Annotated in this window: 18 protein-coding genes; 8 read left to right on the plus strand and 10 right to left on the minus strand. The window is 52.8% G+C overall.

The annotated features are described in order from the left end of the window. Window positions 1-29: 29 nt before the first annotated feature. The 3 genes from gyrA to purL all read right to left on the minus strand — a co-directional run bounded on the left by gyrA (window position 30) and on the right by purL (window position 8,551). Window positions 30-2,753, minus strand: a complete 2,724-nt coding sequence (gene gyrA, locus AB1L42_RS20015; RefSeq protein ID WP_367060512.1) for a DNA gyrase subunit A — start codon at window positions 2,751-2,753, stop codon at window positions 30-32. Window positions 2,754-3,056: 303 nt separating this feature from the next. After that, window positions 3,057-5,420, minus strand: a complete 2,364-nt coding sequence (locus AB1L42_RS20020) for a hypothetical protein (RefSeq protein WP_367060415.1) — start codon at window positions 5,418-5,420, stop codon at window positions 3,057-3,059. Window positions 5,421-5,650: 230 nt separating this feature from the next. After that, on the minus strand, window positions 5,651-8,551 hold the full coding sequence (purL, locus tag AB1L42_RS20025; RefSeq protein ID WP_367060418.1) for a phosphoribosylformylglycinamidine synthase subunit PurL: 2,901 nt from the start codon (window positions 8,549-8,551) through the stop codon (window positions 5,651-5,653). Between the two features lie 567 nt (window positions 8,552-9,118). Between purL and AB1L42_RS20030 the strand changes: the two genes are divergently transcribed. The 6 genes from AB1L42_RS20030 to AB1L42_RS20055 all read left to right on the plus strand — a co-directional run bounded on the left by AB1L42_RS20030 (window position 9,119) and on the right by AB1L42_RS20055 (window position 14,460). After that, window positions 9,119-9,814: a hypothetical protein gene (locus AB1L42_RS20030; RefSeq protein WP_367060421.1), complete on the plus strand. Its 696-nt coding sequence runs from the start codon at window positions 9,119-9,121 to the stop codon at window positions 9,812-9,814. A 207-nt stretch (window positions 9,815-10,021) separates the two neighbouring features. Next, complete coding sequence (locus AB1L42_RS20035) at window positions 10,022-11,200, plus strand: pilus assembly protein TadG-related protein (protein WP_367060424.1); 1,179 nt, start codon at window positions 10,022-10,024, stop codon at window positions 11,198-11,200. A gap of 67 nt (window positions 11,201-11,267) precedes the next feature. Beyond that, window positions 11,268-11,717: a TadE/TadG family type IV pilus assembly protein gene (locus AB1L42_RS20040; protein ID WP_367060427.1), complete on the plus strand. Its 450-nt coding sequence runs from the start codon at window positions 11,268-11,270 to the stop codon at window positions 11,715-11,717. 254 nt (window positions 11,718-11,971) lie between these two features. Continuing rightward, window positions 11,972-12,463 carry an SRPBCC family protein gene (locus AB1L42_RS20045; protein ID WP_367060430.1) on the plus strand — a complete coding sequence of 164 codons (492 nt, stop codon included), beginning with the start codon at window positions 11,972-11,974 and terminating at the stop codon, window positions 12,461-12,463. After that, a complete protein-coding gene (locus AB1L42_RS20050; protein WP_367060433.1) occupies window positions 12,460-13,926 on the plus strand; it encodes a deoxyribodipyrimidine photolyase in 1,467 nt (488 codons plus the stop codon). The genes AB1L42_RS20045 and AB1L42_RS20050 overlap by 4 nt, the downstream gene beginning before the upstream one ends. A 117-nt stretch (window positions 13,927-14,043) precedes the next feature. Continuing rightward, window positions 14,044-14,460 carry a DUF1992 domain-containing protein gene (locus AB1L42_RS20055; RefSeq protein WP_367060436.1) on the plus strand — a complete coding sequence of 139 codons (417 nt, stop codon included), beginning with the start codon at window positions 14,044-14,046 and terminating at the stop codon, window positions 14,458-14,460. Window positions 14,461-14,509: 49 nt separating this feature from the next. Here the strand turns inward: AB1L42_RS20055 and trkA are convergent, their stop codons facing one another. The 4 genes from trkA to AB1L42_RS20075 all read right to left on the minus strand — a co-directional run bounded on the left by trkA (window position 14,510) and on the right by AB1L42_RS20075 (window position 18,619). Further along, window positions 14,510-15,865, minus strand: coding sequence for a Trk system potassium transporter TrkA (gene trkA, locus AB1L42_RS20060; RefSeq protein WP_367060439.1), 1,356 nt, complete (start codon window positions 15,863-15,865; stop codon window positions 14,510-14,512). Between the two features lie 103 nt (window positions 15,866-15,968). Next, on the minus strand, window positions 15,969-16,736 hold the full coding sequence (locus AB1L42_RS20065; RefSeq protein WP_367060442.1) for a DUF3467 domain-containing protein: 768 nt from the start codon (window positions 16,734-16,736) through the stop codon (window positions 15,969-15,971). 197 nt (window positions 16,737-16,933) lie between these two features. Continuing rightward, window positions 16,934-17,278: a DUF3467 domain-containing protein gene (locus AB1L42_RS20070; RefSeq protein ID WP_367060445.1), complete on the minus strand. Its 345-nt coding sequence runs from the start codon at window positions 17,276-17,278 to the stop codon at window positions 16,934-16,936. A 141-nt stretch (window positions 17,279-17,419) separates the two neighbouring features. Next, the gene (locus AB1L42_RS20075; protein WP_367060448.1) at window positions 17,420-18,619 is read right to left on the minus strand and encodes a Gfo/Idh/MocA family oxidoreductase; all 1,200 of its coding nucleotides are present in this window, start codon (window positions 18,617-18,619) and stop codon (window positions 17,420-17,422) included. 431 nt (window positions 18,620-19,050) lie between these two features. On the opposite strand from AB1L42_RS20075, the gene AB1L42_RS20080 reads away from it, so the two are divergent. Beyond that, window positions 19,051-21,069, plus strand: coding sequence for a glycoside hydrolase family 32 protein (locus AB1L42_RS20080; RefSeq protein ID WP_367060451.1), 2,019 nt, complete (start codon window positions 19,051-19,053; stop codon window positions 21,067-21,069). Between the two features lie 41 nt (window positions 21,070-21,110). Here AB1L42_RS20080 and AB1L42_RS20085 read toward each other — a convergent pair whose 3' ends face one another. Beyond that, window positions 21,111-21,773 carry a hypothetical protein gene (locus tag AB1L42_RS20085; protein WP_367060454.1) on the minus strand — a complete coding sequence of 221 codons (663 nt, stop codon included), beginning with the start codon at window positions 21,771-21,773 and terminating at the stop codon, window positions 21,111-21,113. 292 nt (window positions 21,774-22,065) lie between these two features. Next, the gene (locus tag AB1L42_RS20090) at window positions 22,066-23,205 is read right to left on the minus strand and encodes a serine hydrolase (protein ID WP_367060457.1); all 1,140 of its coding nucleotides are present in this window, start codon (window positions 23,203-23,205) and stop codon (window positions 22,066-22,068) included. Between the two features lie 408 nt (window positions 23,206-23,613). Between AB1L42_RS20090 and AB1L42_RS20095 the strand changes: the two genes are divergently transcribed. Then, a complete protein-coding gene (locus tag AB1L42_RS20095) occupies window positions 23,614-24,282 on the plus strand; it encodes a thioredoxin family protein (RefSeq protein WP_367060460.1) in 669 nt (222 codons plus the stop codon). Between the two features lie 35 nt (window positions 24,283-24,317). On the opposite strand, the gene pth2 is transcribed toward AB1L42_RS20095, so the two are convergent. Continuing rightward, window positions 24,318-25,355, minus strand: a complete 1,038-nt coding sequence (gene pth2 / locus AB1L42_RS20100) for an aminoacyl-tRNA hydrolase (protein ID WP_367060463.1) — start codon at window positions 25,353-25,355, stop codon at window positions 24,318-24,320. Window positions 25,356-25,465: the final 110 nt, after the last annotated feature.

Below are 25,465 nucleotides of genomic sequence, written 5' to 3' on the forward strand. Positions count from 1 at the left end.
AGCGAGTGCACCGGAAATAGCAACTCGCTCTAGTTGCTTTTCGGATCTTCTGAAGAGTCACCCTCTGACGGTTCGTCGTCACTCGCTGAAGGACTCGCGTCGCCATCGAGAACGGCTCCGTCTGCGGGGAGACCTTCCCCTTCTTCGGAACCCGGAAGCGTGACAGCTTCCTCTTCGACTTCGACGACTTCTTCCGGAATTCGAGCGATTGATGCGAGAGTGTCTCCTCCATCCATTTTCATGATGGTCACTCCCTGAGTATTTCGCCCGATAGTGCTAATGTCGGCAGCTCGGATTCGCTGAATCTTTCCTTGAATCGACATCAGCAGCACATCGTCGCCATCCGCAACAGCCAGTGTTCCGATGACCGGACCATTGCGATTGGTCGTTTTAATATCGCGAAGACCTTTTCCACCTCGTCGCTGAAGACGGTACCGCATGTTGCTGTTTGGTGATGAATCGTCATCCTCTTCAGCTTCCACGGCTCCGGCACCGAATGGAGTACGCTTTCCATATCCATTCCGGCAGACAGTCAGAAGCGAGAGATCCGAACTGGCGACAACCATTCCAACGACTTCATCGCCAGTCGAAAGCGAGACACCTTTAACGCCTCGCGAATTTCGCCCCATCGCGCGGGCATCTTCTTCGGAGAACCGAATCGCCATCCCGGTCGAGGTGCTCAAAACAACATTCTCACCGGGAGAAACTTTGACGACATCAATCAGGCTGTCATCTTCCTCGAGTTTAATCGCGATGATTCCGCCCTTCATGGGGCGACTGTACGCTGAGAGGAGAGTCTTTTTGATGTAACCTTTGCGTGTCGCCATCAACAGACTTCGCTCGTCGTCAAATTCACGGACATCAATACAGTCCTGTACACGTTCGCCATCTGCTAGACGCAAAAGGTTCACGAGGGCGCGTCCCTTTGCCGTTCGAGCTTGCAGCGGAAGGTCGTAAACTTTCTGCCAGTAGACTTTCCCCAAGTTGGTGAAGAACAGCAGATAGCTGTGAGTGCTGCTGACAAAGAGATGTTCGATCGGGTCCTCTTCGTCCGATTTGGCCCCTTTCACGCCTTTTCCACCACGGTTTTGAGCTTTATAGATCGAAAGCGGAGTCCGCTTGACGTACCCTCGCTGCGAAATCGTGACCACCATCGGTTCTTCGGTGATCAACTCGTCTTTGTCGACGTCGCCCAATTCTTCATCGCTGATCTCGGTCCGTCGCGTATTCGAGAACTTGCCTTTCAGCGTATCCATGTCCTCTCGAATGACAGCACGGATGTTGTTCTCGTCGGAAAGAAGACGGAGATACTCAGCAATGTTTTCGAGAAGCTGCTTGTGTTCTCCCTGCAAGTTTTCACGTTCGAGATTAGCCAGCGAACCAAGCTGCATGCTGACGATCGCCTCAGTCTGGTTGGCCGACAGCGAGTAGTTTTCGCGTTCGCCAATTTCCAGAACCAGCATTTCGAAACCGTCTTGGCCCAGGGCTCGTGCGACCATCTCCGCCGGGACTTCGATTTCACGCAGGCGAATCTTCGCTTCTGCTCGGCTCGGAGAATTCCGAATGGTCTGAATGACTTTGTCGATGTCAATCTGGGCGATCAACAAACCTTCGATGGTGTGCTTTCTGCGTCGCGCTTCATTGAGCAAGAACTCCGTTCGGCGGCGAATCACCGTCACACGATGCCGGATGAACTCTTGAAGAAGCTCTTTAATATTCAGCGTTTGCGGTCGACTTCCCACGAGCGCGAGCAAAATCACCGACACGGTCGTTTGAAGCGGGGAGTACTTGTAAAGCTGGTTCAGGACGACTTCCCGATCCGCGTCACGTTTGAGATAGATGTGTAGCCGAACCTGCCAGCTGGGGGTCTTGCGGTCGGTATAGTCGACTACTCTCGAAATTCCTTTGACGCGATCTTCTTTGATCAACGCTTCCAGCTTCGATTTCAGACGATCCCTCGTATCAAGGTAAGGAATCTCACGAACCACAATCACGTCCGTGTTCTTTTCGGTGTCGAATTCAACTTTCGCGCGAAGAGTGAGTGTCGATCGACCGGTCAAGTATCCCTGGCGAATACCATAACGTCCGCAGATCACGCCGCCGGTTGGGAAGTCAGGACCGGGCAGAACGCTGATAATCTCATCGATTGATGCTTCGGGATTATCGATCAACAACTGCACAGCGTCAGCGACCTCACCCAGATTGTGAGGAGGAATACTCGTCGCCATCCCGACCGCAATTCCCTGCGATCCATTGACGAGCAGCCCGGGAAATCGAGACGGCAGAACAACTGGCTCTTCACCGCGTTGATCGTAAGTCGGTACATAATCGACGGTATCGTGATCGAGGTCGTCGAGCATCTCCGCAGCTGCCGACGACAATCGTGCTTCCGTATATCGCATCGCAGCTGGGCCGAGCCCGGCGATGGAACCGAAGTTTCCCTGCTTGTCGATGAGAATTTCTCTCATCACCCAGTCCTGCCCCATACGGACCAGAGTTGGATAAATCACACTTTCCCCGTGCGGGTGATAGTTACCCGACGTATCCCCGGAGATTTTCGCACACTTCACACGTCCGGAACTCGGCCCGAGATTCAAATCGTTCATGGCGACAAGAATTCGTCGCTGGGCGGGCTTCAAGCCATCACGAACATCAGGCAGTGCACGACTGACAATGACCGACATCGCGTAAGTGAGGTAACTCTGCCGCATTTCTTCTCGAATATCGAGAGCCTCAATGCGGCCTTGGCTCAGCTCACCGGAATTAGAATTCGAGTCATCTTGATTCGGGTCTTCAGGAGGGGTCAGATCATTCGACAAAGCAGTGCGCTCCTGCGTTCAGTTCAATTCTCAACAGTCAACAGCTTGTTGGCGGCAGATCGAAGCCTGCTCACCGTTCAGGAACTCCCAAAAGCTCCCTAACCCTTTACTGAAAAAGAGTTTTCAGCGATCAGCAACATCTGTTCCGGGTCGTTCAAATTATAGCTGAATGGGAACCGAACAACAACGGACCCAGACGACATTCCGGAGCTTCCCAAACTATTGAGACAAAAGAAGTTACAACTCGGAATTCGAACTGCAAAAGCGTGCAGAATCAAACCCGGGAGCGGTCAACACATCACGGACCGGAAGCGTCTCGAAAACTGCCCGCTCCTCACCCGGAAAACAGGCTGCTGCTTCGTCGATTTTCTCGAATCGAAACTCACCACTAAGCACTCCATTGACGGTCAATTTCGACTCGAAATCGCCTTCCTCAGCAAGTGTCCCGTTACTTCGCACCCCAACGAGGTCGCGGTCAGCCCGAATGATCAAACCCGTTCCCGAAAACTCGACCTGTTTCGCAATTTTCTCAGCGTCGAGCGAATCCGGCGGAGCGATGAACTCCACGATCGCACGCTCAGGATGCACATCGATGACGCTGTCGTTGCCTTGAATCGATAGCAAACCGTACGCTGGCATTCCTTCCGCGGCCCGAATCTCAACGAGTGCCCCGCCCCCCGAAAACGAGGACTGTTCAACAATCAGCGGAACCCGAAACCCAGAAACGACACCGGCGGACAGCGTCAGAAATGATGCAGGAGTATTTGCGAACACATTCTCGAAACGGGCGGTCGTCAGTGGAGACTCAAACGAAATCGCTGGCTTGGTGGTCAAAAAGACGCAGTCCGTCAGCAGGAGTCGCCCAGCATTCAAATTCGAACGGTCCTCAGCACTCAGTCGAATTAATGGCTGTCGAGAATCCCCGGATTCGTCACGGAATAGACAACTCGAACACGTCAGCTGATCCGATCGAATTGTAATCCCAGCTGACTGACTCCTGCTTGATGACTCATCACGAACGATGAATTCAACGTTCTGCAGAACTAGATGCGGTGTCACGATCGGCCCCGAGTTCTGATCAACAACAATCTGCGAACGCGCATTCGTTAGCCCAACGATTCGAATCGGACTCCCGCCGGTGAGTTCGGACATCCGATACGGTCCGATGCTCGTCAGTCGGACGAGACCGTCGGAGTCCGGCGTCGGAAGCACGGGGATCGACTCGGAATTGGAATCTTCAGTTGAAGCGACGTGTTCAGGGAATTCTTCTGCAGCAACCGTTGGAGTTCCTGCGTTTGGATCGTGTTCGTCCAGTTCTGGTTCCTCGGTCTCGGCAGCAATTTGTTCATTCAATTCCAATGGTCCTGGAGAGAGCTCGGCTGGAATCGTCGATGCTTTCAACTGCTCGAGCTGACCGAACCCGAGATGCTGCCGGTTCCACGCGACGACACATGCGATCACGGTCAATAAGACAGCAGCGACGACAGCCTTCTTTCGGGAAGGAGCCTGCCGTTCTCCCAACATGCGAGGTGCAGCCGTTTCGAATGTTTGCACGAAGCGTTTCAGCCGACGTTCCAACTTCGATTGGCGACCTCTTTCAGCGACGAGAACCAGTTCATCAATTTTCAGCTTCCGCAGTGCCGGGTCCGGTCGAGTCATCATGCGGATGCGTCGAGCCAGATCCTCGGAAACATCGGTAGCGAACTCTCGAACGTCAACAATTTCTGAACGTTGATGCTCTGCAAGTTTGGCGAGCGGATCCGCGACGAGATGCGGCGGGCGACCAGTCAGCATCTGCCAGAGAAGGCATCCCAGCGAATACGCTTCGGAACGAAGATCGGGAATGCTCCGCTCGGAAATCCGCTCCGGTGCCATCGTGTCGTAAGCGTCTTTGGGCGCGAGTGAATGGATCGTCGGGAACGGATGAAGACACGCATAGACTCCGGGATTCGCGAGATGAACTCGTCCCTTCCGGTCCAACCAAAGGTTGGCCAGACGGAGATCACCATGAAAAAATCCTTCAGGAAACGCCCGCATTTGAAGAGCCACCTGAGCGGCAATACACCGCACTACATCTTCCGGCACGCGACCGCGGCGAATCAAGAATTGCGTCATCGGCTGCCCATCAAGCCCAGGCGAAACGACATCCACCTCGCCTCGATCAGCATTGATAAAGTATTCCGTCGGGAGGCTGGGATTCTGATGAGTGAACTTGCGGTACTCAGCAAATCGACGTTCGAAACGGGACTTCACTTCCTTCAAGTCTTCGCGATCAACTTTCATTCGCGTGACAAATACAGAGCGACCGGAAGCTGTCTCTGTCGCACGAAAGACAGGCAGCACCGCATCGAAGTGAATCTGGTCTGCCAGAATATAAGACGAACCGACTTTCAGTTCGTCCGTCGTCTGATTCTCCAGTCGGGCTGCCTGAAATGGAGTGAGCTTCCCGGCGGCGACAAGACAGTGAATCCAGACGGAATCGAACGCTGGTAAGCCGCGAGCAGCACGCCGAACAGCAGTTCGACAAGCTGCAATGTCACGTCGCGAAGCCAGTTGCAAACTCTCGAGATCAGCGACAAGTTGTTCCGATGGTGGCTCCATGCCAGACTGAACTCCCGATCACGGGACTCCTGATTTTGAGGGAGAATCGCAGCGCTTCAACCAGCGAGTTATGACACATTCTCACCCGTTATCGCAACAGCGAATTCGTTGACCGAGTCGCCTTCGCTTCTGGGAATCAATGATCCGCTCAACTGAACCCGGTCACCTCGGAAACAATTCCTCACCCGAAAGAATCAGGGACACCGCTGCAAGGAGACTGTCAAACCGGGCTAAAAACTGGCCAACGGCTCTTGCCAGCACTTCTTCAATTCTGTGAGTGAACCCTGAATCAGAACGGTTCCGTCACTTCCGCGTACGACCAGTTCACTGCTTTCGTTAACCTGGCCGAGTTGAACTGCAGCAGGCAAATTGCCTTGCTGAAGGACGTTCAACGTTTCGTCAACATGTTCTGGTGGAACTTCGATCACAAATCGCGTGTTACTCTCGGAGAAGAGTTGCATTGTGGCATCGGCTCCCGACTGTTGAAGCTGAACATCAGCGCCAAGTCCGCCAGCAAATGCCATCTCTGCGAGTGCGACCGCGAGCCCACCCTCACTGAGGTCGTGACAGCTGCGAACCAAACCGCGGTCAATCAGTTGATGAACCGCGGTGAACAGCTGCGGAGCTGTCTCAAAGTCGACGCGAGGCACAACTCCTCCCTCTCGACCAGTCACGAGGTTGAAATGGCTCCCACCCAATTCGTTATGAGTTTCACCGATGAGAAGAAGAACATTGCCGGCCGATTTCAGGTCCATCGTGACCGCTTTTTCGATGTCACCAATCTGACCGAGTGCAGTAATCAGAAGCGATGAAGGAATACTGATCGTTCGCGACTGATCGCCATCCACATAAGAAAACTCGTTATTGAGCGAATCTTTTCCGCTGACGAACGGAGTACCGTAGGCGATGGCGGTTTCCTGACATCCCAGCGCCGCTCGCACCAGCGATCCGAGTGTCTCAGCCCGTTCGGTGTTCCCCCAACAGAAGTTGTCGAGAATCGCGATGCGCTCTGGATCTGCACCGACGGCAACGCAATTTCTGACAGCTTCATCAATCGCGGAGGCAGCCATCCAATACGGATCGGCGTCTCCGAGGTGAGGATTCATTCCGCAGGCAATAACGAGTCCGCGCTTTCCTTTCAGGTCCGGTCGAACGATGGCCGCATCAGAGGGCCCATCATTTGCGATTCCGACGAGCGGCTTCACGACGCTTCCCGCCTGAACTTCGTGATCGTATTGCCGGATGATTGACTCTTTGGAGCAGACGTTCAGCGAACCGAGAATTTTTCTCAGCACGTCGCTGTGATCGATCACCTCTGATTCAAGCGAGACTTCACGCTCTTGCGGAGGAGAATAGACCGCTTCACGAATGACTGGAGGACGTCCGTCATGCAAGAACGACATCGCCAGCGATCCGACGGACTCACCCTGATACTTCAACTCGAGCATTTTCGAGTCGGTGAACTTCCCAATGACGGTCGCTTCGACTCCTTCAGACTGACAGAGCGCTTCGAATTCCTCCCACTGTTCGGGAGAAACCGAGAGCACCATTCGCTCCTGAGCTTCACTGATCCAGATTTCGGTATAAGTCAGCCCCTGATATTTGAGAGGAGCTTTTTCAAGCCAGACTTCGGCTCCTGTCTCTTCTCCCATTTCACCGACGGCACTACTGAAGCCACCCGCTCCGCAGTCGGTGATGGCGTTAAAAAGTTGTCTGTCACGAGCTTCGAGAATGACATCGTGAACCATTTTCTCGGTGATTGGATTCCCGATCTGCACTGCTCCACCCGAAAGCTCTTCGCTCTCGTGAGTCAATTCGGCAGATGAAAATGTCGCACCGTGAATCCCGTCTCGTCCCGTTTTCCCCCCGACAGCCACAATGTAATCACCGGGATGAACTTGCTTCTCGCTCATCCCACGCGGGATCATCGCGACGTTCCCGCAATAGACGAGCGGATTTCCGAGATATCGATCGTCGAAGTAGACAGCTCCGTTGACCGTTGGAATTCCCATACGGTTTCCGTAGTCACGGACTCCCGAAACAACTCCCCGCATCACCGTTCGAGGATGAAGAACTCCCGGCGGCAAGCTGTCGAACCCGGTTTCGGGAGAAGCGAAACAGAAGACGTCTGTGTTGCAGACCGGTCGCGCTCCCATGCCGGTTCCAAGCGGATCACGAATCACTCCACCCAAGCCGGTATTCGCTCCACCGTAAGGCTCTAAAGCTGAGGGATGATTGTGCGTTTCAACTTTAATGCACACATCCTGCTTGTCGTCGAAGCGAACGATTCCGGCGTTATCTTTGAACACACTGACACACCAGTCCGCATCACCGAGGTTTTTTCGAATCGTTTGAGTAGCTGCGAAAACGGTCTCTTTGAGCATGTTCTCGAAGTGTCGTTCACCGTTCTCATCACGGTAGGCAATTCGACCAGCGAGAGTCTTGTGAGAACAGTGCTCACTCCAGGTTTGGGCGACCGTTTCGAGTTCGATATCTGTCGGGTCTCGCTCCATTTCCCGGAAGTAGTCTCGAATGGTCTGCATCTCTGTCAGACTCAAGTAGAGCTGACCTGTTTGACTCAGCGTCTTCAGTTCCTCGTCGCCCATTTCGCGAATGGCGACATGCTTCAGTTCGAATTCCTGTTCGCTCCCGACTGCCAGGCTGGTCAACTGCAGTGGACCGACCAAGACGCGGTCAATGGAATCGTTCGAGAGAACTCGGGAAGCGAATCGCTCGACTTCGCTCTCGTTAGAATCGGCATTCACCCAGTATTTGCGGCACGTCGAAACACGCTCGACTTGAAATCCCAACTCCTGAAGTGCTTTCGTCGCTGTCGCTCCGACGTTATCCGTCACTCCCGGTTTGAAGAGGACATTGAGTAAACGTTCGGTCTGGTCCGCCTGTGAACTATCTGGAAGAGAACGCACCGTCACCTGCTCGACCACTCGATCGGCAAGCACGTCAGCCGCCTGCTGTAACCGATTGTCATCAAGGCTTCCCTCGATCAAATACGATCGCGCTGATCGAACAGTTGCCAGGCTGTCGAGGCGACGCATTCGGGCTTCCGCCAAAGCATGTTCCGCTTCGCGGTCGGGTCCACTTTTCGAACTGATCTCGATTTCCCAGAGCATGGTCGTCTTGAGGTTGGCAGGTAGGGGCGGATTTCAAAATTCTCTTGGAACCGGATTCCCACGAAGCTCAGCGAGTCACGTTATGAACGCGAAATCAGCCGGCCTGATCGCATCCAAAACGTCCACTCGGTTTTTGCTGAGGGCCCCCGAAATTCGTGCATCGCCTCGACACCAAAATCGTCGATCGAACTCGAGACGAAATGGAAACCACTCTCGGAAATCCAGTTTTTCGAATCGTAGTAAATCCGCATCGACAGGCGTAGCGATGGACTCCCCTGAATGGCAAAAGCTTCAGGTTCTCACTCACTGTTGCGGAACATCCACACAGGCGTCCGTTGAATTCAACTGGAACGATCGATTGGATCACGCAAATATCGAAAATTCTTTGAATTTTCTCAATTTCGGGCAACGGCGGCGGAATCCTGAAATATGTTTTCGTCACACCTGAAAGTGTCCCCGAAGCACGATTCCCCCTCTTTGTCGGTGCTCTCTCCACCAATCGGAAGACGCTGGAGAATTTTTCTGCCCAAACTTCGACTCTATTCAATCGATTGAGAGGCTCCCACTATGCATGCACTGAAATCTTTCGCTTGCCTTTCGGCAGTTGCTCTCATGTTCCAGGGGAGCAATGCTGTCTTAGCCCAGACAGGTGATGGCACGACTTCACAAGAAGTGACCTTCGAAGACATTGTCGCGAATGCTCCTCCAATTCACCGAGTCGAAGAAGATTGGGAACTGGTTGTCAACAACCCCGATCCAAACGCAGATTGCCCACAAATTGCCACAGTTTTCGGGCCAACCGACGCGAGATTCGACACCCATACGCTCTTCGAACTCAACCATGGAACTCTTCCGAGTTTCGGTGAAGGAGGAATGCAACTGCAGGTGTGGTTTGGTGATTATTTGATTGGCTACCAGAGACAGCGAGCACCAGCTGAATTGTCAACTTCCAACGAACGAATCACTTACACCACCGCCACGGCGATCGAAGGCGGTCATCTCACCATGTCTGTTTTTAACGGAAGTTCGACAACATTCGGATCGTTCGGGGAAAGCAACGCCCTCAAAGTTTGGCTGTTCACCAATCGTGACGACCTCAATCCTTATCACCCTGGAAATTCCATCGAACACTCAAAGGTGACATTCGGAGCCAACCGAGTCGACTACTTCAAGCGATCTGCGATTCGCTTCTACGACGAAGACGGAGACCTGTACGCTCAGGACCTGACCGACCGTTACGTTCACCGACTCGCAGCAGACTAACATCCGATTCTCGAAAAACCCCAAAGTGTTTTTCGACGGTGCGAATGAATAGGCGAAACCAACCTGGTCTCGGACGTGCCACAAAGCTGTTTCGAACCAAAGAACTTCTTTAGCAACCCAACCATCCGCAGGTGATGAGACCATTTCTCACATCTTGCCCCCAACTCTTGAATCTTTACCGAACAATCCATGGTGAGGCAGCCGGTGATGAAAACCCTGCAACGAACACGATTTCGATCGAGCTTCCAGAACGACCGCAAGGGGGCCGTTCTGGTGATGGGAATTGGACTACTGGTCATTCTCTTCGCGTTCACAGCACTCGCGCTCGACATGGGTTACATCTCGCTTTCGCGAGCTGAGCTCCAGCGAAGTGCCGATGCAGCGGCGCTCGCTGCCAACATCGAACTCTACAAGTCGTGGGGCGTTGGAGCGTCGAAGACCAACGCTCAAGGAGCAGCAGCAGCACGAACGGCCGCAGTCGCGGTTGCGGCAGCGAATGAAGCAGCGGGTCGAAGTGGAACCTACATCGATAGTGCGAATGACATTCGCTTTGGATATCGGCAATGGGATCCGGCCGCCGGTCAATGGTCAATCCAGTGGGGACAAGCTCCTTACAACGCTGTTGAAGTGACGGCCCGTCGCAACAATCCCGGAAGCAACCTCGGCGATGGACCGCTCGATCTCTGGTTCGCACCAGTTATCGGTTCTCGAAACGCGACGACCACAGTGAAGGCAACTGCAGCCATTCAACCCGGGGTCACGATTCGCAATGTCCCAAACATCAAGGCTGGCATCTTGCCAATCACGCTTGATGAGCCAACTTGGGATAACCTCGTCCTGAATGGAGCTGGCTCAGACAACTACCACTGGAACGATGATACGAAAACGATCACCAGCGGCAGTGACGGCATCCTTGAAGTCAGCTTGTACCCTTACGGAAACCAAGCATTGCCGCCTGGAAACCGTGGAACAGTCGACTTCGGACATCAGGGAAACAGCACCGCAGATATCTCACGACAGATCCTCCACGGACTGAATGATTCTGACCTGTCGTACTTCGGCGGGCAGCTCGACCTGAATGCATTGCCGATGATTTTGAATGGAGACACCGGCTTGAGCGCCGGAATCAAAGATGAGCTTGAGGCGATTAAAGGCGAGCCGCGGATGATTCCGATTTTCTCGCAGGTTTCAGGTAACGGAAACAATGCGAACTACACCATCGTCAAGTTTGTTCCGATTCGAATCATGTACGTCAAATTGACCGGTAAGCCGAGCGGAAAGACCGTTGTCATTCAACCTGCGGTTTACACCGACCCCAGCGTAGTCGGCGGAGATACCGTCATTCTGGAAGACTCCGTCCTCGCTCCGGCTGGACTCATTCACTGATCAACAGAACCCCTCAACGTTCTGATCACCTTCAACGATCCCCTCACATCTAACCTCGAGTGATCTCATGCGACGTCAACTTCGAAACAGCAATCAGAAAAAATCTCGGTTGGGAGCCGCAATTGTCGAAACTGCGGTCATGATGCCGATCCTGCTCAGCGTCACTTTCGGGGTGATCGAGTTCGGTCGTGCCTTCATGGTCTCCAACCTGATTACGAATGCTGCACGTGAAGGAAGTCGTCAAGCGATCATCAAGGGAGTGTCGACCGCCGATGTGAAAACTGCGGTGATTGACCAAGTCCGCAACACGGTTGGAGCGACTCTGACAACCAATCAGGTCACTGTGACAATTACACCTTACACAGGGAATCCAAATCCGAACAACGAATGCTTGAATGCCTCAACACGAGATCTCATCGTTGTTGGAGTCAGTGTCCCCTACACCGACGTCGGCTACTTCTTCCGCTATCTGACGAGTGTCAACCTTAAGGCATCAGCTGCGATGCGTCACGAATAGCCCATCAAGACTGAGTTGTTGAGACAACCTCGAAAATCAAGACAGCGGCGGCGAGTCATCTCGCCGCCGCTGTTCTCATTTCTGCAATCTCAGTTTTCTGTTTGCGAAGTGACCTCCTCGCATTGTCAGCTGCTGCTCAGGCAGGTTTCAAATGTGAGTTCGACGGAATCGCTCACGCGTCTAACATGTTGCAGGTTGGACTGATCTCCGGTTTCAGTTCGACATTCTCATAACATGAAATCAGTTTGAATCCCATGGCAGATCGCATCGACATCAATTTCGACGGATCAGATTGGCAACTCTCCTGCGAGCAGTTCATCGACGCTCCAATCGAAGACGTGTTTCAGTTCTTTTCGGACGCAGAGAATCTGGAAGCGATCACCCCTCCCTGGTTGAATTTCCGCATTGTGACGCCTCGACCAATTCAGATGCGAGAGGGTGCGCTGATCGACTATCGACTTGCTTTGCGAAGGATTCCGATTCGCTGGCGAACGAGAATCGCGGAATGGAACCCTCCGTACTCGTTCGTCGACGAACAGCTTCGCGGCCCCTATCGAAAATGGGTCCACGAACACACGTTCATCTCCAAAGATGGTGGAACACAAGTTTCGGATATCGTGTACTATCAAGTTCCGGGACCTCGATTCTTGCATGAAAGACTGGTCAACAGTGATCTGCGGCGAATCTTCCAATTCCGGCAGGATGTCCTTGCTCAACACTTTCACGAAACAAACGTCGTCTCATGAGTGATGTTCCGACAGCTCGAATCCGAACACTGAATGAAGAAGAGGTTCGAGAAAAGGGTGACTATGTTCTCTACTGGATGATTGCCAACCGGAGATCAAAGTCGAACTTCTCTCTCCAACGTGCCGTCGAATGGGCGAATTTGCTCGACAAACCTTTGATCGTCTTCGAGGCGCTTCGAGTCAATTATCGCTGGGCCAGCGACAGGATTCATCGTTTCGTTCTTCAGGGCATGGCTGATCAAAAGAAGGACTTCGAAGACGCTGGCGTCACGTATTACCCGTATGTCGAACCGACGCAAAACGACGGACGACACCTGCTGACAACACTCGCCGAAAATTCTGCGGTTGTCGTGACGGATGACTTTCCGTCATTTTTCATCCCGACCATGCTGCGACTCGTTTCTCGCAAACTCGAGGTGAAGCTCGAAGCGGTCGACTCCAATGGACTCTTCCCCATGAGGTCCACGAACGAAGTCTTCAAAACGGCTCATTCGTTTCGCCGCTTCCTGCAAAAGTCGTTACGACCTCACCTGGACGAGTTTCCCGAAGTCGATTCCATTAAAACTAATGGCCTTCCGGATTCCGTTCCCGTCCCGAAGAAGATTTTAAAGAAGTGGCCCGCTGCTTCGGCAGATCTTTTAAAAGCAACAAGCAAAGCATTGTCCGATCTTCCAATCGACCACTCAGTCGGTCCGGCCGCTTTCGATGGCGGTCGCAATGCAGCAGACGATGTCCTCGACCAGTTCATGAAGGATCGACTGGATCGATACGGCGATGGCCGAAACCATCCCGACGAAGACGCCAGCAGCGGCCTCTCTCCGTATATCCACTTCGGTCACATTTCGTCTCACACAGTCTTCCAAAGAATTGCGGACCACGAAGACTGGTCGACCGATCAACTCTCAAAAAAGACTTCAGGCTCGCGCGAGGGCTGGTGGGGAATGTCTTCCTCGTCAGAGAGCTTCCTCGACGAACTGATCACATGGAGAGAACTCGGGTACAACATGTGTGCACATCGCAGCGATTACGATCAGTACGAATCGCTCCCTGACTGGGCGAAAGAAACGATCGAAGAACATGCTGAGGACGACCGCCCTCACACCTATAGTCTCGAAGAATTTGAACGGGCTGAAACTCACGACGAAATCTGGAACGCTGCCCAGCGACAACTCGTCCGTGACGGTAGACTGCACAACTATCTACGCATGCTGTGGGGCAAGAAAATCTTTCAATGGTCGACGACGCCGCAAGACGCTTTGAAAGTCATGATCGAACTCAACAACAAATACGCGGTCGATGGGCGCAACCCCAACAGCTATTCAGGGATTTTCTGGGTGTTGGGAAGATACGATCGCGCGTGGGGTCCGGAGCGTCCCATCTTCGGGAAGATTCGCTACATGACCAGCGAAAGCACCCAAAAGAAGCTCAAGATGTCCGAGTACTTAGAGAAGTATTCTGAGTAACAATTGGCAGCTCATCGTGTGATCACTTTCGAAGTTGTGGACGTCACACGATCATCGATTGAGAGCTATTCCCGAATCGCTCAATGGACACAGCACCCTGTTGGACGGAGAAGAACAATGGGAGAACGCAAATCTGCTCATGAGTCGTGGGAAGGGTTTATCGAACAACGAATTCAAGACGCCCAGAACGAAGGCGAATTCGACAACCTCCACGGACAGGGAAAACCGATTCCGGGTATCGAAAAGGCTCTCGACTCGGACTGGTGGCTGAAAGACAAACTCAAGCGGGAACAGCTCAGCATTGTTCCCCCACTGATTGAAGCTCGACGTGACATCGAACAGACCTTGAACGAAATCAAATCGCTGGCCAATGAAGATTTCGTCCGAACCGAACTCGAAAAGCTCAACCAGCGAGTCCTTCAAGCCATTCAATCTCCATCGCCAAGCCCTCCCATCGTCGTTCTACCAGTGAACATCGAGAGGGAAATTGCACTCTGGAAAGAGTCCAAAAACGCCGGCACTCCATCACCATAAAGCTCTATCGCTTTCAGTTTGCTCAAAACCAATATGCCGACGAGTGTGCTTAGCTTCGCGAGCCTTGGCCATTCGCTGCAAACCATTTTAGCGCTGCAGCTTCTTGACCTTTCTGAACAATCACGACGACCGAGTCACCGACCCGCAACTGATCATCCCCGGAAGCCACCTCAACGTACTCTTCGCGGACGATCGCTGCGATCAGGCAATCTTTGATCTGCAAGTCGCGAAGTGCCCCCGCCGTGCACGGTGCTCCTTCTCGCACTTCAACTTCCCAAACCTGAGCCGCTCCGCCAGCGATCGAACTTTGCCTCGCAATTGGCCCCGTCTGGATCATTCCGACGATCTCGCCGGCCATCACTTCTCTTGGGCTGACAGCGAGATCGATCCCGATCTTCTCAAGCACGTTCACATAATCCGGTCGGCGCACAATGCTGATGATGCGTGATGCTCCCAGCTCTTTCGCTTCTGCCCCACAAATGATATTGTCTTCGTCTCGCCCCATTGCAGCCACGAAAACATCGACCGAACTGACTCGTGCTTCTTCGAGTTCATTCTGATTCGTCGCATCTCCCGCCAGAACCGTCACCGACTCGAGTCGACTTCCTAACAACTGACAGCGTTCCTGATCCGCTTCGAGGACGACCACGCGATAGCGTCGACTGTCGAGGAGCTTCGCCAGATGAAAACCGATCTCTCCACCCCCGGCGATAATCACCGACATCGTTCGATGAGTCCGCGCCTCGAATTGACTCTTCACATCTTCGAGCGCCGTCGACTTGCCGATCAGCGTCACACGGTCACCCGGCTGAATGACCTCATCAGCTGTCGGAACTGAAGGCCCCTTGTTACCGACGAGCAATCCAATGCGAACTGTCGCTGGCAGATTCAAATCCCGAATCGATCGTCCAACCGCGGCAGACCGCTGATCAACTCCGACCTCCAACACTTCCACTCCACCACGTGCGAAACTTTCGACTGCAAACAATCCCGGTGCTCGCAAGCCCTTCGCAAGTTCCAGAGCAGTCAGTTTTTCGAGACTGAGAAGCCGATCGATTCCGAAATGCCGCTGATAATCGAAGGTACTGAAATCACGATATGCAGGGTTGAAGACGCGAGCGACGGTCGTCTTCGCCCCCATCACTTTGGACAAGCTCGCCCCGACAAGATTCACTTCGTCGCGGCTCGTCACTGCCAGACAAATCTCGGCGTTCTGAACCCCCGCCTGAAACAACGGAATCGACTCGCACGCGGACCCCAGCACAGTTTGAACATCAAGCTGTTCTTCAACACGATTCAGCACGTCGCGTTGTTCATCAACGATGCAAACGTTTACATCCTGCTGAACAAGCAAATCCGCGATCGATCTTCCGACCGTACCGGCACCAAGAATCACTGCGTGCATAGGTTGTCACTTGTGGTCAAAATTACACAGCCATCACTGAGCAAGATTCCGGCGCGGTCTCATGCTCATTCGACGACAAATACTCATGCTTCCCGACAACACATTATGTCATCTCCTCACTGCTTCCCGGAAGTTGCAAAGCACGCTGCAACGATCCCACGAGAGGTCGAATGTGAGGTGCTGCCAGAAAAATTCGAGATGTCACCGTTGAGCGAGGGAACAAATTGGTAATGAAATCGAGGCAGAATTCTGTTCCAGTGTGTCGGATCAAGACCGCGTTGGAGTAATGGCCAGCATAGACCTGATCATCAGCCTTCAACTCGTCATAAACATCTTCGATTCGCGGGACTGCGGGACTTTGATTTCCATTTTCCGGATGCCCTGGGCTCCCCAAACCGGAATGCGGTGGATTGTTGCCGCCACCGGCCTGCGAGCCTTCAGCCTCTCTCTCTTCAGAGACGGGACCGGTTGAAGGATCGGACTTTGGAACCGGAAGCTGGGGAAGTTCGCCAAACCGCTGCTCATAGTTTTCGACGTTGCTTCGGAGCGCCATCAAAAACTGACGAGCAACCAGATACGGAAGTACACATCGTGAGACGATTCGCTGTTGCTCTCCCATTCTCAACACGAAATCGAGAACAACCTCAGTCTGCCCCGTAAGAACCATCACTCCGTTTGCGAAAACCCCTTCTCCGACCCGACTGGGAACGCGTGCGCTCAGATTCTGATGTTGAACCTGAGCCTGAATTGGCTGGGGAAAAGAAGCCGGGTCTGGAAGAGGATCGGAAGGATTCCTGCCGGAATCCTTCTCATCCGATCGATCTCGTTCTGACTCCTCATCATCTGGAGGAGAACCTCCATTGGCATCCATGGGATGACCTCATTCCTCTCGCAACGTCCTCAAAATGCCGTCCATCGGTTTCGTCAATCACGAAAAAGGCGTCCGGGTTCCATGAACTCGAATACTTACAGATGTGATCTCTGAAACCGGCGATACGGCTTGTCTCTCCGAACACTCACTTCGTCTGAAGTCGCACGAACACGATTTCGGGTGTGCGTCTTCGATGTCTAAGTGGTCTCAGCGGAGACAAGTCGCTTGCGTACGTCGACTTCGAGTCGTCCGAAAGCTTGTTCATGGCGTTGAACCGTCGCAGTCAACAAAGCAGCCAATCGCTTCGCTGTGTAGTGGTTCAGAATAACGCGCTGAGTGACTTTCAGTTTCTGGCTGCCGGTCGCCATCGGATTTGGATTCACAGCCAAATCGAGAATCACTTCTTCCGGAGTGCTCGAAACGCGACAGAGATTCGCGTACAGGGCTTCAACGTTTGTGTCGTCCAGCTCGATGCGAACCTGCTGCTGTCCAGTCTCTGAAGACGAAGACTGCTCGGTGGACGTTTGTGAGGACTCGGCCATGGTATTTCTCCTTCACCTGAGGCGTTGACTTTCAATCCATTTTTTGAGCACGTTGCTCGTTCCCGACAACTCGCCGAGTCGGTTTGGCTCAACGAATCGCTGAACCAAACCGTACAATTCCTGAAGAAAAACGTTGACGACTTAACGTCGAGCGAGCGGATGCTTCAGCGGCAACCAGGCTCCATTTTCTTTGCTGCTCTGGACACACTGTTGAATGAAATACATTCCTTCAACACCGTCGTAAACGTTCGGGTAGATGGTGTCTTTTGTTTCGAAGGAGTCCCCAGCCGCTCGCTTGATCATGTCGTCATAAGCGAAGCGATAGACGTTGGCGAAGGCTTCGAAGAAGGCTTCAGGATGCCCACCGGGAAGACGACACGATGCCGCAGCCAGTTCTCCGATGAAAGGAGCGTTCGGGTTGCGAGTGTAAATCTGCCACGGTTCGCCGTTGCGACGCACCATCATCTGGTTCGGGTCTTCTTGTCGCCACGACAGCGCCCCTTTGGTTCCGTCGATTTCGATGAACAGATCGTTCTCGCGGCCGTGTGAAATCTGGCTGGCAGTCACAGTCCCGAGTCCACCATTCTCCATGCGAATCACAGCGTGTCCGTAGTCATCGAGAACTCGCCCTTCTTCGAAGGACTTCAGGTGACACGAAACTTCTTCCGGAAGCAATCCGGTCATGTATCGTGCGAGGTTGTAAGCATGGGTTCCGATATCTCCGAAACCACCAGCCGCCCCTGACTTGGCAGGGTCCGAACGCCACGATGCCTGTTTCTGATCTTCGTTCTCGAGACGTGTTCGCAACCAACCTTGAATGTAGTTGCTGCGAATCGCCTGAATGTCTCCCAGCTCTCCGGCGAGAATCATTTCCCGAGCCTGTCGAACGAGCGGATACCCGGTGTAATTGTGTGTCAGCGCGAAGACGACTCCGGACTTCTCAACAAGCTTGACGAGTTCCTCCGCCTGTTCGAGATCGAATGTCATCGGCTTATCGCAAACCACATTGAAACCCTTTTCGACCGCTGCTTTCGCGATCTCAAAGTGCGTGTGATTCGGAGTTGCCACAGTGACGAAATCGATTCGCTCTCCATCCGGCAGCCCAGCTTCAGTGTCGACCAGTTCCTGATACGAACCGTACGCACGTGACGGATCGATATCGTAAAACGGAGCCGAGGACTTGGCTCGCTCAGGATTCGACGAAAGTGCACCTGCGACGAGTTGAGCACGGTTATCGAGAATGGCGGCCACGTTGTGAACACGTCCGATGAAAGAACCTTGTCCTCCACCGACGAGAGCCATATTCAGTTTTCGCCCCAGCGAACCATTGATGTGGTCCATTTCGTCTCCCTTTATCCAGATACGGTCACAAACCCGATGAGAACAATTTCGCAATTCGGAACAAAATCATCGCGTGATGACGTTGTCCGAAGAATTTGTTGAGTGTTTTTCACTCGATCTTTATCGGTACAGTCTTGAGTCGAAGAATACATCCCAGACAAATCGTTCGCAACCAGCGACGAAGACACCAACCCGGCCAACTTCCGACGAGCTCAGCGGAAATTCCTCATGGCAGAACGAAGGACTCAATGTCCCGACTCCGACCTCCCTGAAGTTGCCACTTCGATTGCCGGTCACAACTTCCATTCAGAGGTTTCCCGCGACTGAACGAGTGACGTATCTGTCATGAACTGATACGTTTGCACTGATTGACTAAGCAGGCTTCGCCTTCAGTCATTTGCGTCACAACAGCTTTGCAGGAATCTTACCGAATGAGATCGTTTCTGAACTTGCTCGCACCCGCCCTCTTGCTCTTCATTGTTTTGGGTCAGTCAAATCTGCTGGCAGCCGAAACCCTCTTCGACTTCGAAGGTGACGGATTCGGTGCGTGGTCCGTGGAAGGCGCTGCCTTTGGCGAAACACCAGTCGTCGGTAAAACACTCAGTGTTGAAGGATACAAGGGACGGCGATTTCTCAACTCGTTCCACGGAGGAGACCCAGCACAAGGTGAGTTGATCTCTCCAGAATTCGTCATCTCAGACCAGTTCATCGTGTTCCTGATTTCAGGTGGGCGACATCCGGGAAAAACCGGAGCGGAACTGATCATCGACGATGAAGCAGTCCGCTCGGCGACTGGCAATCATTCTGGAGTCATGGAGTGGCGAACCTGGGATGTCTCAGAGCTGAAAGGGAAGAAAGCAAAGCTTCGCATCTTCGACCAAGCCACAGGAGACTGGGGACACATCAACCTCGATCACGTCCTCTTGACCAGCCAGCCACGCATCAATCCCGGTCAAGTTCGACTCGACCAGTACCGCCGCACTCCCTGGTACTACCGCGAACAATTCCGTCCACAGTTTCACTTCACTCCCGAACTCAACTGGATGAACGACCCCAACGGGCTCGTCTATCACGACGGCGAATACCATTTGTTCTATCAGCACAATCCACACGGAAACGGCTGGGGACACATGAGTTGGGGGCATGCTGTCAGTCGCGACTTGTGTCACTGGGAGCATCTTCCGATCGCCCTTCACGAAGAATACGGGACGATGATTTTCTCCGGCAGCGCTGTCGTCGACTCCAACAACACCAGCGGATTCGGAACACTCGAGAACCCGCCAATGGTTGCCATCTACACAGGTAACGGCCACGGGAAACAGACTCAAGATCTCGCTTACAGCCTCGACAACGGACGCCATTGGACCAAGTATTCTAAAAACCCGGTTCTCGATCTCGACGAGGCTCACTTCAGAGACCCCAAGGTTTTCTGGCACTCACCGACCAATCGCTGGGTCATGGTTGTCTCGTTAGCTGCTAAGAAAATTATTCAGTTCTACGGATCTCCGAATCTGAAAGACTGGACGCTGCTAAGTGAGTTCGGTCCTGCAGGCGTCGACACCAAACCGAACTGGGAATGTCCGGACGTGTTTGAACTCCCCATCGAAGGTAAGCCCGGAGAAACAGGCTGGGTACTGGAAGCAGACATCGGAGGCGGTTCCATCGCAGGCGGGTCGGGAGGCGAATACTTCGTCGGCGAATTCGACGGCACAACATTTCAGGCGGATTCGAAAGAGTCGCAATGGGTTGACTTCGGCAGAGACTTTTACGCCCCCATTTCGTGGGACAATATTCCTTCCGAAGACGGCCGAAGAATCTGGATCGGTTGGATGAACAACTGGGAAACCGCCCTCGTCCCGACGAGCCCCTGGCGAAGCAGCATGTCGATTCCACGAGCACTGTCACTTCGCGAAGTCGACGGCTCTCTTCGGCTCATTCAGCGTCCAGTGCAAGAACTCGAGAAACTCCGCGGCCAAGAAAAGCAATTGACCAACGTGGCCATTAACGGAGATCAAGCAGTTCCGCTCGACTCTCTCAACAGTCGACAAAGGGAAATCATCGCGGAATTCGAAGTGGGCGATGCAGAAGAGTTTGGACTTCGTGTCTGCGAAGGGCCTGATGAACGGACCGTGATCGGAGTTCGTCCACAAGCGTCGGAGGTTTTCGTTGATCGAACACAGAGCGGAGAAGTCGAATTCCATCCTGCGTTTCCCGGTCGGCACGCTGCCCCCATCTCGATCAAAAACGGCCGCGTTCAACTTCACATTTTCGTTGACACATCATCAGTCGAACTTTTCGCGAATGACGGAGAGATCACAATCACCGATCGCATCTTCCCAAGCGAAGCAAGCGACGGCGTCACTCTCTATTCCAAAGAAGGAACCGCACGCCTCGTGTCGCTGCAAATCTGGGAACTGAATTCCATTTGGCACAACCCAAAAGAGCAATAACACTTTGCCCCTGTAGCACTTCGTCAAATGCTAATGAAGAGTTACTGCGTTTTCGCAGCCAGAATTTGAAGTGTCTCTTCAACAGCCAGTTGAACATCCTCGTCGGGATCTTTTTTCAAGTCCTCCAGTCGCGAGGTTGCTCGTGAGATGTCCGAAGCATCCTCGATGCGTTCCGACAGCTTGACAGCCCACAGCCGAACACGAGCATCTTCACTCTTGTAACCGTTCAACAAGTCAGAGGTGACCGGAGCCCCGGGTGCGGACTTGTAAACTTTGAGAATGGCGAGCGAAAGCGTTCGCGTCCGATCGTCGGTGATGCCGTCAAAAATGTCCGGAACAGCTTCCCAGTCGAGCCCAATCACTCTGTCCGGTGAGATGTAACGTTTTCCGTCGAAGAGCACTTCGGCCTTGCGTGCTTTCCCTTCTCGTTCCAACTCCAGCCACTTGCGAGTCGTCCGACCTTCGTACTGGACCTGGCTTCGCCAAGCGAACGGTTGAAACCCGACTTGCATTACAAGCATGATGCAAAAGATGAAAAGGGCTGCGAAGGCTGCGACTGCTAACGGTTTCAGCAGGAACGAAAACTTCGCGAAGAAATCTGCGACGATCAGCTCGAATGTCCCAGCTTGTTTCCTCGATCGCTTCTTTTTCTTGCGCTTCTTGCGGCGTATCGGTTCTGGTTGCTCGGAACCGTCTTGATTCATTTTTCTGGCTCGCCGATCGAATTCGTTTCGAGATTAGAAACTACAGTTCGATCAGACTAGGTCTCATTTGTGAACCTTCCGTAAAGAATTCAAGAATAGTCACACCTCAAGAGTTGATCCGCACAAGAAAACAGGACGAGTGCTGTGTGACACTCGCCCTGTTGAAACTTCACTCAACAGCAATTCGTTATCCAGCATTTTATGATTTTGTGTGCACGATCTCGCACGAGCAAGCACAGCCTTTTCACTTATGAGACAGGGCGAGCGAGTGCACAGGAAAGAGCAAGTTGCTCTAACGTTTGGCTTTCAACGAAGAGATCGTCTCGTTGAGTTCATCGAGTGCTGCTTCATCTGCCGCCAATGGAGAATTCGACATCGCAGGCAGAAGCTTGTCCCACACGATGTTGAGTTCAGACTGCATGTTGCGAGTATTGGCCGTGATGGCAACTACCGCGTTGTACTCAGGAATGACGATACAAAACTGACCATCTTTTCCGTCGCCTCGAAAGGCATCGTTTCGACATCTCCAGAACTGAAACCCATATCCCTGATCCCAGTCGCTGGCGGGATTGCTGCCATTAGAAACCTGTTTCGAAGTTGCTTCCGCGATCCACTCTTCCGGAATCAATTGTTCGCCGTTCCACTTTCCGCGCTGCAGATAGAGTTGTCCGAACTTGGCAATGTCTTCCGTCCGAAGGTACAGCCCGTAACCCCCAATGGAAATGCCTTGCGGATTGGCATCCCACTGAGGGAATTGAATTCCCAGTGGCTCAAACAACCGAGGCCGCAGATACTCAACAACAGTCTCGCCAGTCACTTTCTGCAGAATGGCAGACAACATAAACGTGGCCGGTGTATTGTACCGAAAGTGTGTTCCCGGCTTATGTGGGACAGGATGGGCGAGGAATGCTTTGATCCAGTCAGATTCGTTGCGAAGGTTGACTTCGTCCTGATGCCCCGCCGACATGGACAATAGATCTCGAACCCGCATCGCTTTCAAGTTCGAAGACGGCTCCTCAGGCGCTGACTCGGGAAAGAAATCAAGCACCGGATCGTTGATTGACAGTCTTCCTTCCTCGACCGCGAGACCGATTGCCGTCGAAGTGAAACTCTTGCTGAGTGACCACAAAACGTGCGGTTTGTCTGGCGACTCCGGTGCCCACCATGCTTCAGCAACAACATACCCATTGCGGACAAGCATGAAGCTGTGCATCGAGTCGACTTCCCGGTCGGCCGTTTCGATGAACTCCAAAACACCTTTCGAAGAGACCCCCTGAGATTCCGGAGTGCTTCTCGGAAGAGAGGAAGCCGTCGCTGAATCTTCCGCTGTACCAACAACACCAATACTCGTCACCGAAGCAACGGACATCAAAACAGCCACAAGCTTCAGACCTGTGAACCAGTTCGATCGGCCGGAATGAACTCTGAACATAGAACGACCTCGGGTGGGAACAAGTGAGTAAAAAGAACAGGAGTCGGAATCGAATTTCGAGTGACTCTTAACGCGAAGATATTCGTTCGGCTGCCTGATTCACAGCAACAGGCGCGTTTCTCTCGCAATGCGACGGACGTTCGAGGCAACAGGTGTCGATTCATCTCACGCAGATCCAACCGATTGACTCGAGTCTGCGAAGAATATTGTCGTTGATTTCCCGACTCGCATGCACACAATGAGAGAACTTCAAGCACGACAATCGAACATTCATTGCGAGCGAGATTAGAATTCGAGATCATTCACACCTGTAAGAATCATCGAATTCAGATCGTCGGCATGCCGAGAATTCGAGCCAAAGCTCGTCGAGCGTCGGATCCTCTTCAACATCAGTGAGAAAACTCAATCATGAGATACGGACTTTTGATCGCTGCCCTGCTCTGTTTCTGGCTGACAAGTGGGATCGAATCGCAATCGATCGCCGGAGAGTTTAACGAAGTCAAAAGCTATCTCGATCCCGCTCCTGAATGGGAATCACTCCCGAATGCCAACGGTGATCCGCTCGCCTTCTCGGACTTCAAAGACGCCAACGTTCTTGTCGTCGCTTTCACATGCAACAGTTGTCCTTACGCAGTCGACTACGAAGATCGCCTGATTCACCTGACCGAGCACTACAAAGCATCGGACAAAAATGTACAGGTCGTCGCGATCAACGTTAATCTGGTCGACGCCGATCTGCTCGACGCGATGAAAGTTCGCGCGAAAGAAAAGAGCTTTCCGTTTCCCTACCTGTTCGATGAAACACAGCAGATTGCCAGAGCCTATGGAGCTTCCCGCACTCCAGAATTCTTCGTCCTGAACAAAGACCGGCAGATCGTCTACATGGGCGCCTTCGACGATGACACCAATGCAGATCAGACATCGAAGCACTACGTCAAAGACGCGATCGAAGCAGCTTTGAAAGGTGATCGTCAGGAAGTCGTCGAAACAGTGCCGATCGGTTGTTCGATTCGCTTTCTCTCCGAGCGCGAAATGGACCGTTACAAGAAGAAACAAGCTCGCAAGAAGAACTCATAACAAGGTCTCGCTACAGCTTTCTAAAACTCTCACATTTAGAGCAGTTCCAGATGCCCGGTGATTGCGTCGATTTTGTCGGACCGATCCGGGCCAATTGCGAGGCAGGTTTTCGTCGGTTGACCGTGAAACTCGGTCTTTCCGCTATCAACGATCAAGTGAACTTCCAAGCCAGCTTCAACAGCTGCGTCGTGGATTTCCATCAATTCTTCTTCGCTGTTGACGCGACAACAGATCTTGGCGAAGCGAGACTTTAACCACCCTTGCTGGTCGTTCGTCAACTCGTTGAGCGAAACTGCTTCTTTCTGACGGAGCGGATTTGCGAGAAACGACATTGAAGCGTGGGCTCCCTGCGCGATCTGTTTGCCTCTCCTCATTTTCAGATCATGCCGCATCACAATGACCTGCTTAACAGGAGCATCTGCAGGTGAGTCGTGCTCTGCTTGCGACTTCGGCCGTCGTCCAATCAGCAATGCCAGTTCGCGCCACTTCCAATAGCAATCCACATCTTCAAACCCAATATTTCTCAACCACTGCAATTGTGTTTCCACATCGAGTAGCTGATTCGACGGATCTTCCCCGGTCTCGATGGCACTGATGGCTTTCATGAAAGCTGCATGCACGTTGTCGTTGGGAGACGCAACATGCTCAAGGTTACAGAACACACCACCCGGATCGAGATGTTCGAAGACTTCCTGATAAAGTTCACGTTTCCGTCGATGTGAACAGTGGTGAATCGCAAAGCTTGAAACGACCGCGTCGAACGTTCCCAGCTCACCCAAAGGTTGTCCCAAGTCATGCTCAACGAACTGAACGCGTTCGTTCCCGTCCCATAGCTCTCTCGCGCGACGCAACATCGCTGGCGAAAAATCGAGGCCGACACCAACTGCGTTTGGGCAATGCTGAAGAACCAAATTCAGCAAGTGGCCATCTCCACAACCAAGATCGAGAATCCGCTTCGACGTCGTCGGCAGTTCCGCCAACAACGTCGATTCTCCAGCTGCCCGTTGGGGAACTTCATCTTTGATTTCGAGATACGCAGTCGTGTGCTCTTCACTGAGCCATTCGCTTGGCAACGGAATTCCCCTCTTCAACAACTTCAAGCAGCACACTTATGACGTTGTGGACATTCACATTTTCACTCTGCACACAACGGGCAGGCCACTTTCGACGAAGACTTCGCTGC

Source organism: Thalassoglobus sp. JC818 (assembly GCF_040717535.1).
Classification (GTDB): Bacteria; Planctomycetota; Planctomycetia; order Planctomycetales; family Planctomycetaceae; genus Thalassoglobus.